Annotated in this window: 15 protein-coding genes and 1 riboswitch; of the genes, 9 read left to right on the top strand and 6 right to left on the bottom strand. The window is 56.9% G+C overall.

The annotated features are described in order from the left end of the window. Window positions 1-216: 216 nt before the first annotated feature. Window positions 217-1,365: an acetylornithine deacetylase gene (argE, locus tag ACR6A7_RS16360; protein WP_434126112.1), complete on the bottom strand. Its 1,149-nt coding sequence runs from the start codon at window positions 1,363-1,365 to the stop codon at window positions 217-219. 168 nt (window positions 1,366-1,533) lie between these two features. On the opposite strand from argE, the gene argC reads away from it, so the two are divergent. The 4 genes from argC to argH all read left to right on the top strand — a co-directional run bounded on the left by argC (window position 1,534) and on the right by argH (window position 6,037). Continuing rightward, window positions 1,534-2,538 (top strand): N-acetyl-gamma-glutamyl-phosphate reductase, encoded by a 1,005-nt coding sequence (gene argC / locus ACR6A7_RS16355; RefSeq protein WP_434126111.1) that lies wholly within the window; start codon window positions 1,534-1,536, stop codon window positions 2,536-2,538. Between the two features lie 20 nt (window positions 2,539-2,558). Then, window positions 2,559-3,335 (top strand): acetylglutamate kinase, encoded by a 777-nt coding sequence (argB, locus tag ACR6A7_RS16350; RefSeq protein WP_434126110.1) that lies wholly within the window; start codon window positions 2,559-2,561, stop codon window positions 3,333-3,335. Between the two features lie 23 nt (window positions 3,336-3,358). After that, entirely contained in the window at window positions 3,359-4,576 is a 1,218-nt protein-coding gene (locus tag ACR6A7_RS16345; protein ID WP_434126109.1) for an argininosuccinate synthase, read from the top strand. 87 nt (window positions 4,577-4,663) lie between these two features. Beyond that, window positions 4,664-6,037, top strand: coding sequence for an argininosuccinate lyase (gene argH / locus ACR6A7_RS16340; protein WP_434126108.1), 1,374 nt, complete (start codon window positions 4,664-4,666; stop codon window positions 6,035-6,037). A gap of 98 nt (window positions 6,038-6,135) precedes the next feature. Here argH and ACR6A7_RS16335 read toward each other — a convergent pair whose 3' ends face one another. The 3 genes from ACR6A7_RS16335 to ACR6A7_RS21140 form a co-directional block, all read right to left on the bottom strand. Further along, the gene (locus ACR6A7_RS16335; RefSeq protein WP_434126107.1) at window positions 6,136-6,447 is read right to left on the bottom strand and encodes a DUF5862 family protein; all 312 of its coding nucleotides are present in this window, start codon (window positions 6,445-6,447) and stop codon (window positions 6,136-6,138) included. A gap of 85 nt (window positions 6,448-6,532) precedes the next feature. Continuing rightward, a complete protein-coding gene (locus ACR6A7_RS16330; RefSeq protein WP_434126105.1) occupies window positions 6,533-6,835 on the bottom strand; it encodes a DUF5862 family protein in 303 nt (100 codons plus the stop codon). Window positions 6,836-7,352: 517 nt separating this feature from the next. Then, window positions 7,353-7,466 carry a thioredoxin domain-containing protein gene (locus ACR6A7_RS21140; protein WP_491565905.1) on the bottom strand — a complete coding sequence of 38 codons (114 nt, stop codon included), beginning with the start codon at window positions 7,464-7,466 and terminating at the stop codon, window positions 7,353-7,355. Window positions 7,467-7,728: 262 nt separating this feature from the next. Between ACR6A7_RS21140 and oxyR the strand changes: the two genes are divergently transcribed. Then, a complete protein-coding gene (oxyR, locus tag ACR6A7_RS16325; RefSeq protein WP_434126103.1) occupies window positions 7,729-8,646 on the top strand; it encodes a DNA-binding transcriptional regulator OxyR in 918 nt (305 codons plus the stop codon). Here the strand turns inward: oxyR and sthA are convergent. After that, entirely contained in the window at window positions 8,629-10,029 is a 1,401-nt protein-coding gene (sthA, locus tag ACR6A7_RS16320) for a Si-specific NAD(P)(+) transhydrogenase (protein WP_033755573.1), read from the bottom strand. The genes oxyR and sthA overlap by 18 nt on opposite strands. Window positions 10,030-10,220: 191 nt before the next feature. Here sthA and fabR point away from each other — a divergent pair, with 191 nt between their 5' ends. Both fabR and ACR6A7_RS16310 read left to right on the top strand, forming a co-directional pair. Next, window positions 10,221-10,865 (top strand): HTH-type transcriptional repressor FabR, encoded by a 645-nt coding sequence (gene fabR, locus ACR6A7_RS16315; RefSeq protein ID WP_434126101.1) that lies wholly within the window; start codon window positions 10,221-10,223, stop codon window positions 10,863-10,865. A gap of 17 nt (window positions 10,866-10,882) precedes the next feature. Next, entirely contained in the window at window positions 10,883-11,239 is a 357-nt protein-coding gene (locus tag ACR6A7_RS16310; RefSeq protein ID WP_434126100.1) for a YijD family membrane protein, read from the top strand. Window positions 11,240-11,489: 250 nt separating this feature from the next. On the opposite strand, the gene trmA is transcribed toward ACR6A7_RS16310, so the two are convergent. Continuing rightward, window positions 11,490-12,596, bottom strand: coding sequence for a tRNA (uridine(54)-C5)-methyltransferase TrmA (gene trmA, locus ACR6A7_RS16305; protein ID WP_434126098.1), 1,107 nt, complete (start codon window positions 12,594-12,596; stop codon window positions 11,490-11,492). A gap of 112 nt (window positions 12,597-12,708) precedes the next feature. Continuing rightward, window positions 12,709-12,889, top strand: a riboswitch (cobalamin riboswitch). Window positions 12,890-12,959: 70 nt separating this feature from the next. On the opposite strand from trmA, the gene btuB reads away from it, so the two are divergent. Together btuB and murI are read left to right on the top strand one after the other, a co-directional pair. Further along, on the top strand, window positions 12,960-14,837 hold the full coding sequence (gene btuB, locus ACR6A7_RS16300) for a TonB-dependent vitamin B12 receptor BtuB (protein WP_434126096.1): 1,878 nt from the start codon (window positions 12,960-12,962) through the stop codon (window positions 14,835-14,837). Further along, window positions 14,782-15,633 carry a glutamate racemase gene (gene murI, locus ACR6A7_RS16295; RefSeq protein ID WP_434126094.1) on the top strand — a complete coding sequence of 284 codons (852 nt, stop codon included), beginning with the start codon at window positions 14,782-14,784 and terminating at the stop codon, window positions 15,631-15,633. The genes btuB and murI overlap by 56 nt, the downstream gene beginning before the upstream one ends. The last annotated feature ends 309 nt before the right edge of the window (window positions 15,634-15,942 follow it).

Raw genomic sequence — 15,942 nt, 5'->3', positions numbered from 1 at the left:
TGAGTAATCACCCACCGGGCATAACATCGCCTTTTATCTAGCCACGTAAACCGGGCGGCGTCAATGCGCATAAGCGGCCGGTAACAGCCGCCTAACTGACGGAAATTCAAAGATTTTAATTTAAAAGAAGCGGGATAAGTTATTCTTATCAACAAATCCCGCGCAGAGATCAGGAAATTTACTTTCTTAACAGTGAATTGCCCTGTTTATTGCGAATCATTGGCAAAAGTGCTGAACAACCTGTGCGATTAAGTCGCGAGTGGGCTTAATAAATGCGGTATCGATAAATTCATCCGGCTGATGCGCCTGGTTGATCGATCCCGGGCCCAGCACCAGTGTCGGGCACAGCGCCTGGATGAACGGCGCCTCGGTGCAGTAGTTCACCACCTCAGTCGGCGTGCCGAGGAGTTTCTCCACTACGGCGACCAGCTCGTGATTAACCGGACATTCGTAGCCCGGGATCGGCGGATGCAGCTCGCCGACGGTGAGGCGTCCCGGCCAGCGTGCGCTGACCGGCGCCAGCGAGTCGTTTAACAGCCCTTCCAGGTCATTTAGCGACAGGCCTGGCAGGGGACGAATATCCATATGCAGCTCGCAGCAGGCACAGATGCGGTTTGCCGCGTCGCCACCGTGAATATGGCCAAAGTTCATGGTCGGATAGGGAATGGCGAAGCCGTCGTGGTGATAGCGCTCTTTCAGGGTGTTACGCAGCTGCATCAGGTGACCGATGGCATCATGCATCAGTTCGATAGCGTTAACGCCGCGCGCCGGATCGCTGGAGTGGCCCGACTGGCCCTGCACGCGAATCACGTGGGAGAGATGGCCTTTGTGCGCGCGTACCGGCTTCAGCGAGGTCGGCTCGCCGATAATGGCGCAGTCCGGGCGAATGCTCGCCGTTTCAGAGAAGTACTTAGCGCCTGCCATGGTGGTTTCTTCATCGGCGGTGGCGAGAATATAGAGCGGCTTACTCAGTTTGCTGACGTCCACGTCGCGCAGCGTGTCGAGAATAAAGGCGAAGAAGCCTTTCATGTCGGCGGTGCCCAGGCCGTAGAGCTTGTTGTCATGCTCCGTCAGGGTAAAGGGATCGCGCGTCCAGCGCCCGTCGTCGAACGGCACCGTGTCGGTGTGACCCGCCAGCAGCAGGCCGCCAGCGCCGCTGCCGCTGCGCGCCAGCATATTGAATTTATGGCGCGTACCGGGCACGGGCTGCACCTCGACGCTGAAGCCCAGATCGCGAAACCAGCCTGCCAGCAAATTGATTAAAGTTTCATTGCTCTGATCGAGCGCCGCATCGGTTGCGCTGATGGTCGGAGTGGCAATCAGCTGGCGGTAGAGTTCGATAAAAGGCGGTAATTTTGTCTTCACTGTTGACGGTCCTTGAGTTAGGATGTATCAATATTCATGCATTAATAGTGAATAAAAATACATTAACGCCGCTTGGCTGGGAAGCAGAAATCCTTCGCAAACGGCATCGTGGGCAACGGGGCAACGCCGCGACCCGGAACGTGTGACTGTAAAAAGGGTTACAGCCTGATGTTGAATACGCTGATCGTTGGTGCCAGTGGTTACGCTGGCGTAGAGCTCGCTACCTTCATCCATCGCCATCCACATATGAACATAACCGCTTTGGCGGTTTCAGCGCAAAGCCCGGATGCTGGAAAGCCTCTGTCGGATCTGCATCCGCAGCTGAAAGGCGTGGTGGATCTGCCGCTGCAGCCGCTGAGCAGCGCGGCCGAGTGGGCGGATAAAGTCGATGTGGTGTTTCTGGCGACGGCGCACGAAGTCAGTCACGATCTGGCCCCGGAATTCCTGAAAGCCGGCTGCGTGGTGTTTGATCTCTCTGGCGCGTTCCGCGTTAACGACGACGATTTTTATCAGCGCTATTATGGCTTTACCCATCAGCACGGCGACTGGCTCGATAAAGCGGTCTACGGCCTGGCGGAGTGGAACCACGCGCAGGTCAAAGAGGCGCAGCTGGTGGCGGTGCCGGGCTGCTATCCCACTGCGGCGCAGCTGGCGCTGAAGCCGCTGATCGCAGGCGATCTGCTTAACGCCGACCAGTGGCCGGTGATCAACGCCACCAGCGGCGTAAGCGGCGCGGGACGGAAAGCGAGCGTCGCCACCAGCTTCTGCGAAGTGAGCCTGCAGCCTTACGGCCTGTTCAATCATCGTCATCACCCGGAGATCGTCGCGCACCTCGGCGCGCCGGTGATTTTTACGCCGCACCTCGGCAACTTCCCGCGCGGCATTCTGGCGACCATTACCTGCCGCCTGAAGGCGGGCGTCACGCACGACGACGTGGCGGCGGCATTCCACAGCGCCTATCACGACAAGCCGCTGGTGCGCGTCTATGAGCAGGGCGTGCCGGCACTGAAGGCGGTTATCGGCCAGCCGTTCTGTGATATCGGCTTCGCGGTGCAGGGCGAGCATCTGATCGTCGTCGCGGCGGAAGATAACCTGCTAAAAGGCGCCGCGTCACAGGCGGTGCAGTGTATGAATATTCGCTTCGGCTTCCCTGAAACGCAGTCGCTGATTTAACGGACAAGGACGCATTTCCTATGACAACGCCATTAATTATCAAACTGGGCGGCGTGCTGCTCGACAGCGAAGAGGCGCTGGCGCGCCTGTTCGACGCGCTGCTGGCCTATCGCAGCGCCCATCAGCGTCCGCTGCTGATCGTTCACGGCGGCGGCTGCGTGGTCGACGAGCTGATGAAAAAGCTGTCGCTGCCGGTGAAGAAGAAGAACGGCCTGCGCGTGACGCCTGCCGATCAGATCGACATTATCACCGGCGCGCTGGCGGGCACTGCCAACAAAACCCTGCTTGCCTGGGCGAAAAAGCACGGCATCAAGGCGGTCGGGCTGAGCCTGGGTGACGCAGACCTGGTGAACGTGGCGCAGTTCGATGAAGAGCTGGGACACGTTGGCCACGCCGAGCCGGGCGATCCGGCGCTGGTTAACACGCTGCTGGCCGCGGGCTATATGCCGATCGTCAGCTCTATCGGCATCACAGACGGCGGCGCACTGATGAACGTCAACGCCGATCAGGCGGCGACCGCGCTGGCGGCTACGCTGGGCGCCGATCTGGTGCTGCTCTCCGACGTGAGCGGCATCCTCGACGGCAAAGGCCAGCGCATCGAAGAGATGACGGCCGCCAAAGCCGAGCAGCTAATCGCGCAAGGCATCATTACCGATGGCATGATTGTAAAAGTGCACGCGGCGCTCGACGCGGCGCGCACGCTGGGCCGTCCGGTGGATATCGCCAGCTGGCGCCACGCGGAGCAACTGCCTGACCTGTTTAACGGCGTGTCGATCGGCACCCGGATCCTCGCTTAACGACTTAGATTTAGGATAACGACATGAGCACGCAAAATATCAAAAAAATCGTACTGGCCTATTCCGGCGGCCTGGATACTTCCGCCATCATTCCGTGGCTGAAAGAGAACTACGGCGGCTGTGAGGTCGTGGCGTTCGTGGCGGATATCGGCCAGGAGCGTAGCGATCTGGAAGGCGTGGAGAAGAAAGCGCTGCAGTCCGGCGCTTCCGAGTGCCACGTGGTCGATTTGCGTGAAGAATTTATTAGCGACTACGTTTACCCGGTGCTGCAGACCGGCGCGCTTTATGAAGGCACTTATCTGCTGGGCACTTCAATGGCGCGTCCGATTATCGCCAAAGCGCAGGTTGAACTGGCGCTGAAAGTCGGCGCGGATGCGCTGTGCCACGGCGCGACCGGCAAGGGCAACGATCAGGTGCGTTTCGAAACCACCTACACTGCGCTGGCGCCGCAGCTGAAAGTGGTGGCCCCGTGGCGTGAATGGAACCTGCGTTCGCGCGAAGCGCTGCTGGACTATCTGAAAGCGCGTAACATTCCGACCACCGCGTCGCTGGAAAAAATCTACAGCCGCGACGAGAACGCCTGGCATATCTCGACCGAAGGCGGCGTGCTGGAAAGCCCGGCTAATGCGCCGAACAAAGATTGCTGGGTGTGGACCGTGGATCCGCTGGAAGCGCCGGATCAGCCGGAAAACGTCACCGTTACCGTGGAAAAAGGCCGCGTGGTGGCCGTTAACGGTGAAAGACTGAGCCCGTTCCAGTGTCTGGAAGCGCTTAACGCTATCGGCGCGAAGCACGGCGTTGGCCGTATCGACATCGTGGAAAACCGTCTGGTCGGCATTAAGTCGCGCGGCTGCTACGAAACCCCCGGCGGCACCATTATGGTGAACGCGCTGCGCGCGGTTGAGCAGCTGGTGCTGGATCGCGACAGCTTTAAATGGCGCGAACAGCTGGGCCATGAGATGTCTTATGTGGTTTACGACGGCCGCTGGTTCGCGCCGCTGCGTAAGTCAATCCAGGCTGCTGCCGAGTCGCTGGCTGAAGAGGTTAACGGCGAAGTGGTGCTGCAGCTCTATAAAGGCCAGGCGACGGCGATCCAGAAGCGCTCTTCCAACAGCCTCTACTCAGAAGAGTTCGCCACCTTCGGCGAAGACGAGGTTTACGATCACCGTCACGCAGGCGGCTTTATCCGCCTGTTCTCGCTCTCTTCGCGCATTCGCGCCCTGAACGAGCAGAAGAAGTAATAACCGGCGAGGCGCGCGCCTCGCCTGACCAGATTTCGCAGAGGCGGCTTCGGGCCGCCTCTGCTTTAAGGATTGAAGGAGTTTCACATGGCACTTTGGGGCGGACGTTTTACCCAGGCAGCAGACCAACGTTTCAAACAGTTTAACGACTCGCTGCGCTTCGACTATCGTCTGGCGGAGCAGGATATTGTCGGCTCTATCGCCTGGTCCAAAGCGCTGGTGACGGTCAATGTACTGAGCGCCGACGAGCAGCAGCAGCTGGAGCAGGCGCTGAATGCGCTGCTGGCCGAGGTGCAGGCGGATCCGGAACAGATTCTGCAAAGCGATGCCGAAGATATTCACAGCTGGGTTGAAGGCAAGCTGATCGAGAAAGTCGGCGCGCTAGGCAAAAAGCTGCATACCGGCCGCAGCCGCAACGATCAGGTTGCGACCGATCTTAAACTCTGGTGTAAAGCGCAGGTTGAGGCGCTGCTGGGCGCCACGCGCGAACTGCAGCAGGCGCTGACGGCGACCGCCGAAGCCAATCAGGATGCGGTGATGCCGGGCTATACCCATCTGCAGCGCGCGCAGCCGGTAACCTTCGCGCACTGGTGTCTGGCCTATGTGGAAATGCTGGCGCGCGATGAAAGCCGCCTGCAGGATACGCTCAAGCGTCTCGACGTCAGCCCGCTCGGCTGCGGCGCGCTGGCGGGCACCGCCTACGCCATCGATCGCGACCAGCTGGCCGGCTGGCTGGGCTTTGCTTCCGCTACGCGCAACAGCCTGGACACCGTGTCCGATCGCGACCACGTGCTGGAGCTGCTGGCTGACGCCTCTATCGGCATGGTGCATCTGTCGCGCTTCGCCGAAGACTTAATCTTTTTCAATACCGGTGAAGCGGGCTTCGTTGAGCTCTCCGACAAGGTGACGTCCGGCTCATCGCTAATGCCGCAAAAGAAAAACCCGGACGCGCTAGAGCTGATCCGCGGCAAATGCGGCCGCGTGCAGGGCGCGCTGACCGGCATGATGATGACGCTGAAAGGGCTGCCGCTCGCTTACAACAAAGATATGCAGGAAGATAAAGAGGGCCTGTTTGACGCGCTCGATACCTGGCTCGACTGTCTGCATATGTCGGCGCTGGTGCTGGACGGCATTCAGGTGAAACGCCCGCGCTGCCAGGAAGCGGCGGAGCAGGGCTACGCCAACTCAACCGAGCTGGCTGACTATCTGGTGGCGAAGGGCGTGCCCTTCCGCGAAGCGCACCATATCGTTGGCGAAGCGGTGGTGGAAGCGATCAAACAGGGCGTGGCGCTGGAAGCGCTGTCGCTGGCGCAGCTAAAGCAGTTTAGCGCGGCGATTGAAGAGGACGTTTACGCCATTCTGGCGCTGCACTCCTGCCTGGAAAAACGGAATGCCAAAGGCGGCGTTGCGCCTCAGCAGGTGGCGTTTGCTATCGAAGAGGCAAAAAAACGTCTTTTGTAAGATAAGTCAGCTGGCAATGCGAATGCGTTGCCAGCTGTAATAACCTGTTGGCTGTTCCCGCTTTCTTTAATGCGCCTGACTACAGGTATAAAATCGGTTTATTCAGTGCCAAATTTTTCACGATAGTCAGTTAGCAACTGACTTGTCGCTTCATACCCCAGGGTGACGCCACTGACCAGACCCAGCACGCCGCCCATTATGCCTGGAATAGCTAATCCAACTAATTGAGAGACAGCACCAAAAATAATGCCTCCTGCGCCTCCCCATCTGCCGCCAATAGCCATGCCTGTAGAAAAGCCATCCAGCGTATTGCTCAGAACCTGGTCTAAATATGTCCAGACTTCTGTGGTAACTTCTGCCGCTCCGCTAACACAGGGCTGTTCAGCCAAAGTTAATATTCTCAAAGCCATTTCCTCTCCAGCGAGCCTAAATGGATAAAGAAGGGCAAGATTATCACTTTTATAAGATAAGCTTGCCCTTTATTATTAATATTGTTTAAGCAAGGGTGCCGTGGTTGACATCACCTGGACCGAAAGTTTCACGGTAATTGGCAATTAGCGCGCCTACAGTTTCAACGTCAGTTGCTGCGCCAGCAACAAAGCCCATCAGGCCGCCCATTATGGTAGGCACAATAATGCCAACCAGCTGAGAAACTGCGCCAGCCAGAAGGCCGCCAGCCCCTCCCCATTTACCCCCAATAGCCATACCGGTAGCCGCTCCATCAACCAGCCCCATCAGTGCACCAGCCCAGTCAGCACCGCTTACCGCGTTCATTTCTTCGAGTGATAATGTGCGCATGATTTTTCCCTTTAAAGAGTTATATAGTTGCATTTTCCAGAGGGAAACCGCCGATATAAAAGCGGTTTCTGTAACGCGAAGGCACAATAATAAAATATCTTCTCAGGGTATATAGTATATTTACTATTTTTACGGCAGTAGCGATAACAAACGTATGGCGCTTTTTATGAGTTGCTATTTAATTGCGGAGTGTTAACGACGGTAAGAAAGAGAGTGAAAGAGGAATGGAATATTAAATACGTTTTTTGGTGCTGATCAGGTCATGCCTGATTACGGTTATCCAGGCTGGAACGCTTTAAGGGAAGAGAGAAAGGTTCTTCTGAAGGGCCATTATTTCAGACAGGTTTTATCGGTGAGAAACGCTGCGCTCTTGCTGCATCAGTCAGGCAGGGTTTCGCGCAAACCACGCGCAAAAAAAGGCGGGCAATAATTGCCCGCTAACCTCTAGCTTCGGAATTTCATTTTATTTTAGGCACATCATCAGAGGGCCAGCGCTCCGGCTGACACAGTGATTCGTTTACGCTGATAGCGGGTACTGCTCCAGATTCTCTCTGCCGCCGATAAAAACCGACGACACCGTAGCGCGGCCCGATACGGCAAGCAGGCTGGCAGAGGTAACATCCTGACCCATTACAATCTCTTCAAACAACATATTGTTCCCAGTCAGCATCTGTCTGTTTTGGGGCTGGTCGGGCAGCCAGCCTGGTAAAGAGAGATGGACGCCTGCACGTTGAATTCAAACGTTAAAAAGGGCAGCAGGGCGTCGGCCTCAGAACGCTCAAAAGGAGCGCCTGAATTTGATGCGTGCATTATTCTGATCATTGCTTGATAGGGCTAATCGTTCATTGCTATCCTATCTATCGCCACGGGCTATCGTGGTCTGGAGGATAACAATGAACATTCGCGATCTTGAATACCTGGTTTCGCTTGCCGAGCATCGCCACTTCCGCCGCGCGGCAGATGCGTGCCACGTCAGCCAGCCGACGCTGAGCGGACAGATCCGCAAGCTGGAAGATGAGCTGGGCGTGATGCTGCTGGAGCGAACCAGCCGTAAAGTGTTGTTCACCCAGGCGGGTTTGCTGCTGGTCGATCAGGCGCGCACCGTACTGCGGGAAGTTAAAGTCTTAAAAGAGATGGCGAGCCAACAGGGCGAAGCGATGTCCGGCCCGCTGCATATTGGCCTGATCCCGACGACCGGTCCTTATCTGCTGCCGCAAATCATTCCTATGCTGCATCAGACTTTCCCCAAGCTAGAGATGTATCTGCACGAGGCTCAGACGCAGCAGCTGCTGGCCCAGCTCGACAGCGGCAAGCTCGACTGTGCAATTCTGGCGCTGGTAAAAGAGAGCGAAGCCTTCATTGAGGTGCCGCTGTTTGACGAGCCGATGAAGCTGGCGATCTATCAGGATCATCCCTGGCACGATCGCGATCGCGTGCCCATGTCCGATTTGGCGGGGGAAAAGCTGCTGATGCTGGAAGATGGTCACTGCCTGCGCGATCAGGCGATGGGTTTCTGCTTTGAAGCGGGTGCTGACGAAGATACGCATTTCCGCGCCACAAGCCTGGAGACGCTACGCAATATGGTGGCGGCCGGAAGCGGTATCACGCTGCTGCCTGCGCTGGCGGTGCCGCAGGAGCGCGTGCGCGATGGCGTCTGCTATCTGCCGTGCTATAAGCCTGTGCCGCAGCGCACCATCGCGCTGGTTTATCGTCCTGGTTCGCCTCTGCGCAGCCGCTATGAGCAGCTGGCAGAAGCGATTCGCACGCATATGCAGGGCTATCTCAACACCACGTTAAAACAGGCGGTTTAGGCCGTTCAGCGCGGCCACGCGATAGGCTTCGGCCATGGTGGGGTAGTTGAAGGTGGTATTCACGAAGTACTCAATGGTATTACCGCCGTTTTTCTGCTCCATAATCGCCTGGCCGATATGAATGATTTCCGCCGCGCGCTCACCAAAGCAGTGAATGCCCAAAATCTCTTTGGTTTCGCGGTGGAACAGAATCTTCAGGCTGCCCACGTTCATGCCGACAATCTGCGCGCGTGCCAGATGCTTAAACTGCGCGCGGCCCACCTCATAAGGAACCTTCATCGCCGTCAGCTGCTGTTCGGTTTTGCCCACCGAGCTGATTTCCGGAATGGTATAGATACCGGTAGGGATATCTTCCACCAGGTGCGCGCTGGCTTCGCCTTTGATTATTGCCTGGGCGGCGATGCGGCCCTGATCGTAGGCGGCTGACGCCAGGCTCGGATAGCCGATGACATCGCCCACCGCATAGATGTGCGGCTGCGCGGTCTGATACATGCTGTTTACCTTCAGCAAGCCGCGTCCGTCCGCCTCCAGTCCAACATTTTCCAGCGCCAGCGAATCGGTGTTGCCGGTTCGGCCGTTGGCATAGAGCAGGCAGTCCGCTTTCACTTTTTTGCCCGACTTCAGGTGCATAATCACGCCGTCTTCAACGCCTTCGATTTTCTCGAACTCTTCGTTGTGGCGGATAACGACGCCGCTGTTCCAGAAGTGATAGGAGAGCGAATCGGACATCTCCTGATCGAGAAACGCCAGCAAACGGTCACGGGTGTTGATCAGATCGACCTTGACGTTCAGGCCGCGGAAAATCGACGCATACTCGCAGCCGATGACGCCTGCGCCATAGATAATGACGTGGCCTGGTTCATGATGCAGGTTAAGAATGGAGTCGGAATCATAAATGCGCGGGTGGGTAAAATCGACATCCGCCGGATGGTAAGGACGGGAACCGCAGGCGATAACGAATTTTTCCGCCGTCAGGCGCTCGCGCGTACCATCGTAATGCTCGACTTCGATGGTGTTAGCATCGATGAAATGGGCGTTGCCCTGAAACAGTTCGCAGCGGTTGCGCTCATAAAAGCCCTGACGCATCGCAGTCTGCTGGCTGATGACATTCTCCGTGTGGTTCAGGATGTCAGCGAACGAAGAGCGCAGCAGGCGAGTATGGTCGCTGTAAAGCGGGTTTTGGTTGAATTCGATAATGCGACTGACTGCATGGCGAAGCGCTTTGGAGGGAATGGTGCCCCAGTGGGTACAACCGCCGCCGATGTTATGGTAGCGTTCGATCACTGCGATGCGCGCTCCCTGCTTTACCAGGCCCATGGCTGCACCTTCACCTCCAGGACCGGAGCCAATCACGATGGCATCGTAATCGTAAGACTTTTGCATACCAGTACGTCCTATTTTCTATACATTTTTACAACGAGATTCTAACATCTCGCCGCGCACATCTGAATTCTAACAGTGAAATTCCCCACGGTTTGACAAAGCGTGAGGTTCACAGGCAGTCACAAACTTTGGCCTGTGTACGCTGAAAATTTTGTTATAGTGCCCTCTTAACTCGTCACAAGGCAGAGAGAATGGGCGTCAGAGCGCAACAAAAAGAACGTACAAGGCGTACGCTGATAGAGGCGGCATTTAGCCAGCTCAGCGCCGAGCGCAGCTTTACCAGTTTGAGTCTGCGTGAGGTCGCCAGGGAGGCCGGTATTGCGCCCACCTCTTTTTATCGTCATTTTAAAGATGTTGATGAGCTTGGTCTGACCATGGTCGATGAGAGCGGCCTGATGCTGCGTCAGCTAATGCGTCAGGCACGTCAGCGCATCGCCAAAGGCGGCAGCATCATTAAAACGTCGGTTTCCACCTTTATGGAATTTATCGGCAATAATCCCAACGCGTTTCGGCTGCTGCTGCGCGAACGTTCCGGCACCTCTGCCGCCTTTCGTGCCGCCGTGGCGCGTGAAATCCAGCATTTTATCGCCGAACTGGCGGACTACCTTGAAGTCGAAAACCGCATGCCGCGCAGCTTTACCGAGGCGCAGGCGGAAGCGATGGTGACGATTGTCTTTAGCGCAGGCGCGGAAGCGCTGGATGTGGATATTGAGCAGCGTCGCAAGCTTGAAGATCGCCTGGTACTGCAGCTGCGCATGATCGCTAAAGGCGCCTATTACTGGTATCGCCGCGAGCAGGAGCGTCTGGCGGTCACCCTGGAAAAACCCGAAGAGTAAATGATAAGGATAATGCCATGACACAACCGTCTTCCCGCGACAAAGGCACGCTGCTGCTGGCTTTTATTACCGGTTTAGCGATTAACGGCTCATTTTCCGTGCTGTTCAGCGCCTTTGTGCCTTTTTCTATCTTTCCGCTTATCGCACTGGGGCTTGCGGTCTGGAGCCTGCATCAGCGCTATTTAAACCGCAATATGCCGGATGGCATGCCGGGACTAGCGGCAGCGTTTTTCCTGCTGGGCATTCTGGTGTATAGCGCGCTGGTGCGCGCCGAGTATCCGGATATCGGCTCCAACTTTATTCCAACGCTGCTGATGGTGGCGCTGGTGTTCTGGATCGGCGTGAAGATGAAGCGTCGTAAGAATAACGACTAATAAATAAGAACGGGAACCTGAGGTTCCCGTTTTGCCGTTTGCTGATCGTGTCGACGCAGGCGGTGGGGACGGATCGCCACGTCCCTTAACGCATTTATGCTCGCTCGGCCCGCGTAGTACGCACCTCATCCCTGAGGTGCGTCCGCAAAGGGGACAACGCTACGCATTGTTCAAAACGTTCCGGCGCTTTTGTCCCGACGTTTTACTCTGCCGTCCGCATCACCTGCTTTTTACGCTAATCTGCAAGCTGTTATCCGTCTTTGCGCGTCAGCCACACGCCGCACTCCATATGGTGCGTATAGGGGAACTGATCGAACAGCGCCAGGCGTGAAACCTCATGCGTCTGCGCCAGCGTCTGCAGATTGTTGCACAGCGTCTCGGGGTTGCATGAGATATAAAGGATGTGCGGATAGGCCTGCACCATTTTTACCGTCTCATCATCCAGCCCGCTACGCGGCGGATCGACAAAAATGGTTTCGCACTCATAGCTCTTCAAATCGATGCCCTGTAAGCGGTTAAAGCTGCGCACGCCGTTCATCGCCTGGGTAAACTCTTCCGCCGCCATACGGATAATCTGCACGTTATCGATCTGGTTGGCCTCGATATTGAACTGCGCCGCCGCCACTGACGGCTTGGCGATTTCGGTCGCCAGCACGCGGCGGAAATTGCGCGCCAGCGCCAGCGAAAAGTTGCCGTTGCCGCAGTAGAGTTCCAGCAGGTCGCCGCGCGAACCGCGGGTGACGTCCAGCGCCCACTCTAGCATCTGAATGTTCATCGCCGCGTTGGGCTGCGTAAAGCTGTTCTCTACCTGACGGTAGATCATCTCGCGGCCCGCTACCGGCAGGCGCTCGTCGATAAAGTCGCGGTCGAGGCAAATTTTGGTTTTCGTGGCGCGGCCTATCAGCTGTGCCTTATAACCTTTGGCGCGCAGCGCGTCGCGCAGGGCGCTTGCCGCGTCTACCCAGTCCGCTTCCAGCTTGCGGTGGTAGAGCAGCGAGATAACGATCTCATCGCTCATCGTCGAGAGGTAGTCAATCTGAAACAGCTTATGGCGCAGCACGCGGTTATCGCGGATCGCCGCGATCATCTCTGGCATCACCGCATTGATCAGTTCGCTGGCGGCGGGAAAGCGATCAACGCGAATGCGTTCGCGCGTCGCCTGATCGAAAATGATGTGGTAAAGATCGTCGCCATCATGCCAGAGGCGAAACTCTGCGCGCATCCGATAGTGGCTGACCGGCGAGCGAAACACCTCCGCTTCAGGCGCGGCGAATGGCGTCATCATCGTTTGTAAACGGCTGACTTTCTCGGCCAGTTGCGCGTCGTACTGTTCGGTCGGGAGATGTTCGGGTGTCATGTTCGATCCTGGTTAATAGCAAACTTGCCGGGCGATTGTAGGCATTCACCTGGCATTGTCCAGTCCTGCGCACGCTGGTCAGTATGGCTGTCTGGACTTCCATTACGACTCCTGTAGACTGCCTGCGCCGGCCTCAGCCTGAGTTAATAGGGAATCCAGTGCGAATCTGGAGCTGACGCGCAGCGGTAAGGAATGTCGTGGCGATCGCCTTGCAGACACTGTCCAGCGGGATGGGAAGTCTTCGCCACTTAATGATTCCCAGCCCGAAGACCTGCCGGCGTGACGTCGCAACTCGTACGGTCATCGCGTGCTATCGATCGTATACCTGCGGCATCCTGTTTCGTCTTTTGGATGCTCATAACAATGAAAAAATACTCCGCTTCGCTGTTCGCGTTTAGCGCAACGGCGCTTGCTCTCTGGGCGCAACCTGGTTTCGCTCGGGCTAATGATGATACGCAAGTTGTTACCGCCAACCGTTTCGCCCAGCCGGCCTCCTCGGTGCTGGCGCCCACCACGGTGGTGACGCGCGCCGAGATCGACCGCTGGCAGGCGAAAAGCCTGACTGATGTGATGCGTCGTCTGCCTGGCGTCGACGTGGCGCAGAACGGCGGCCTGGGACAGAGCAGCTCGCTGTTTATTCGCGGCACCAATTCCAGCCACGTGCTGATCCTGATTGACGGCATTCGCCTTAATCAGGCGGGCATCTCCGGGTCGTCTGACCTTAGCCAAATCCCGCTTTCGCTGGTGCAGCGTATCGAATATATCCGCGGCGCGCGCTCGGCGGTTTATGGATCGGACGCTATTGGCGGTGTAGTGAATATTATTACCGGCCGTGCGCAGCCTGGCACCACGCTCACCGCAGGCGTTGGTTCGAAAGGCTATCAGTCCTGGGAAGGTTCGACACAGCAGATGCTGGGCGACGCCACAAAACTGACGCTGGCCGGCAACTACACCTATACCCGCGGCTTCGACGTTGGCGCAGGCTATCCTAACGACTATGGCCCGGCGCAGGGCGACAGAGACGGGTTTATGAGCAAGACCCTCTATGGCAACCTCGAGCACCAGTTCAGCGATGAGCTGAGCGGATTTGTGCGCGGCTATGGTTTCGACAACCGCACCGCCTATGATGGATCCTGGACCTACGACAGGGATTTTAACGTTATCGGTGTGGCCGATACGCGTCAGCTCTACAGCCAGACCTGGGACAGCGGCCTGCGCTTCAACCGGGAAAGCTATTCGACGCAGCTGATCGCCAGCTATAGCCGCACTAAAGATATCAACTACGATCCGCGTAACGGCCGCTACGGCGCCGCATCGACCTTTGACGACGTCACTCAGTACAATTTGCAGTGGGGCAATACCGTGCAGGTTGGCCAGGGCGCGATTAGCGGCGGTATCGACTGGCAGAAAGAGACCACCGAACCAGGCACCAACTACCTGGCGGACGGTTATGAGCAGCGTAACACCGGCCTCTATCTCACCGGGCAGCAGCAGTTTGGCAGCGTGACGCTGGAAGGCGCGCTGCGCGGCGACGACAATAACCAGTTCGGCTGGCACAACACCTGGCAAAGCGCCGCGTCCTGGGAGTTTATTTCAGGCTACCGTGTCTTCGCCTCGTATGGCACCGCCTTTAAGGCGCCTAACCTGTCGCAGATTTATAGTCCTGGCTATGGCAACCCGGACCTCAATCCCGAAAAGAGCAAGCAGTGGGAAGGGGGCTTTGAAGGGCTGACAGGAGCGGTTAACTGGCGGGTATCCGGTTATCGCAACGACATTGATAACCTGATTGACAGCGATCCGAATACCTATCGCTACTACAACACCAGCAAGGCGCGTATTAAAGGCATCGAGGCGACCGCGTCATTTGATACCGGCCCGCTGGGGCATCAGATCGCCTATGACTACGTTGACGCGCGCGACGGCGAAACGGATCAACAGCTGGTGCGCCGCGCTAAACAGCAGGTGAAGTATCAACTCGACTGGACGCTTTATCACCTCGACTGGTCGGTGACGTATCACTATCTCGGCGATCGCTTTGATAACGACTACAACAGCTATCCTACCCGTCGTGTTAAACTGGGCGGCGTCAGTTTGTGGGATCTCGCCGCGTCGTATCCGGTCACATCTCAGCTGACGGTTCGTGGTAGAATTGCCAACCTGTTTGATAAAGATTACGAGACAGCGTATGGCTATCGAACTCCAGGAACGGAGTATTACCTCAGCGCCAGCTACAGCTTCTGATCTGCGCCCCACCGTGCTGGTGTTTGACTCCGGCGTGGGTGGGCTCTCCGTTTATGATGAGGTCCGGCAGCTCCTGCCGGATCTGCACTATCTTTATGCTTTCGACAACGCCGGTTTTCCTTATGGGGAGAAGAGCGAAGAGTATATTGTCGAGCGCGTTGTCGATATCGTCGGCGCGATTGCCAGCCGTCATCCACTTTCGCTTTGCATCATTGCCTGTAATACCGCCAGCACGGTCTCCTTGCCAGCGCTGCGCGCACGCTTCGGCTTTCCCGTTGTGGGCGTTGTGCCGGCGATTAAGCCCGCGGCGCGCCTGACGCGCAACGGCGTGGTCGGGCTGCTGGCGACGCGCGCGACGGTGCGGCGTCCTTATACGCACGATCTGGTGGCGCAGTTTGCCACCTCATGCCGGATTACTATGCTGGGCTCGGCGGAGCTGGTGGAGCTGGCCGAACAGAAGTTGCATGGTCAGACTATCGCGCTAGAGGATGTGCAACGCACCGTCCAGCCCTGGCTACGTATGGCTGAACCGCCGGACACGGTGGTGCTGGGCTGCACGCACTTTCCTTTACTGCGCGAAGAGCTGCAGCAGGTCTTGCCCGAAGGCACGCGATTAATTGATTCGGGCGCGGCAATAGCGCGTCGTACCGCCTGGCTGCTGGAGCATGAATCGCCTGGCGCACACTCCTCTCAGGCGAACTGCGCGTTTTGTACCGATCTCAACGGCGAAGCGCTGCAATTATCGCCAGTTTTACAGCGTTATGGCTTCCCGTCGCTGGAAAAAGTGGCAGTTTAGGGTGGTTTTGCTGAAAAAATCGGCACTCAGAAATTAATTTGAAATTAGCGCTTGTCAGCCCTGAAGAACTCCCTATAATGCGCCTCCACTGACACGGCACAACGGCTTACGGAATGCGGTGTTAAGTAAGGTTCGACAAGGTTCGAATCGTCAGGAAAGCAAAAATAAATGCTTGACTGATAAAGCGGAAAGCGTAATATACGCAGCCCGCGCCGCTGAATAATCGCGGCATGCTCTTTAACAATTTATCAGACAATCTGTGTGGGCACTCGAGAGCAGATATCAAAAGCCTCCGGGCTTAAAAAATAT

The organism is Pantoea phyllosphaerae, assembly GCF_051025595.1.
GTDB lineage: Bacteria > Pseudomonadota > Gammaproteobacteria > Enterobacterales > Enterobacteriaceae > Pantoea.
The sequence above is the reverse complement of the archived record's forward strand: the minus strand, read 5'-3'. Positions and strand labels throughout refer to the sequence as shown.

What these genes read in the sequence shown, in the direction of transcription:
- btuB (WP_434126096.1), top strand. Translation starts at nt 12,960, where the DNA reads ATGAAAAAATACTCCGCTTCGCTGTTCGCGTTTAGCGCAACGGCGCTT.
- sthA (WP_033755573.1), bottom strand. Translation starts at nt 10,029, where the DNA reads ATGCAAAAGTCTTACGATTACGATGCCATCGTGATTGGCTCCGGTCCT.
- argC (WP_434126111.1), top strand. Translation starts at nt 1,534, where the DNA reads ATGTTGAATACGCTGATCGTTGGTGCCAGTGGTTACGCTGGCGTAGAG.
- fabR (WP_434126101.1), top strand. Translation starts at nt 10,221, where the DNA reads ATGGGCGTCAGAGCGCAACAAAAAGAACGTACAAGGCGTACGCTGATA.
- argH (WP_434126108.1), top strand. Translation starts at nt 4,664, where the DNA reads ATGGCACTTTGGGGCGGACGTTTTACCCAGGCAGCAGACCAACGTTTC.
- ACR6A7_RS16345 (WP_434126109.1), top strand. Translation starts at nt 3,359, where the DNA reads ATGAGCACGCAAAATATCAAAAAAATCGTACTGGCCTATTCCGGCGGC.
- ACR6A7_RS16335 (WP_434126107.1), bottom strand. Translation starts at nt 6,447, where the DNA reads ATGGCTTTGAGAATATTAACTTTGGCTGAACAGCCCTGTGTTAGCGGA.
- trmA (WP_434126098.1), bottom strand. Translation starts at nt 12,596, where the DNA reads ATGACACCCGAACATCTCCCGACCGAACAGTACGACGCGCAACTGGCC.
- argB (WP_434126110.1), top strand. Translation starts at nt 2,559, where the DNA reads ATGACAACGCCATTAATTATCAAACTGGGCGGCGTGCTGCTCGACAGC.
- murI (WP_434126094.1), top strand. Translation starts at nt 14,782, where the DNA reads ATGGCTATCGAACTCCAGGAACGGAGTATTACCTCAGCGCCAGCTACA.
- oxyR (WP_434126103.1), top strand. Translation starts at nt 7,729, where the DNA reads ATGAACATTCGCGATCTTGAATACCTGGTTTCGCTTGCCGAGCATCGC.
- ACR6A7_RS16310 (WP_434126100.1), top strand. Translation starts at nt 10,883, where the DNA reads ATGACACAACCGTCTTCCCGCGACAAAGGCACGCTGCTGCTGGCTTTT.
- ACR6A7_RS16330 (WP_434126105.1), bottom strand. Translation starts at nt 6,835, where the DNA reads ATGCGCACATTATCACTCGAAGAAATGAACGCGGTAAGCGGTGCTGAC.
- ACR6A7_RS21140 (WP_491565905.1), bottom strand. Translation starts at nt 7,466, where the DNA reads ATGGGTCAGGATGTTACCTCTGCCAGCCTGCTTGCCGTATCGGGCCGC.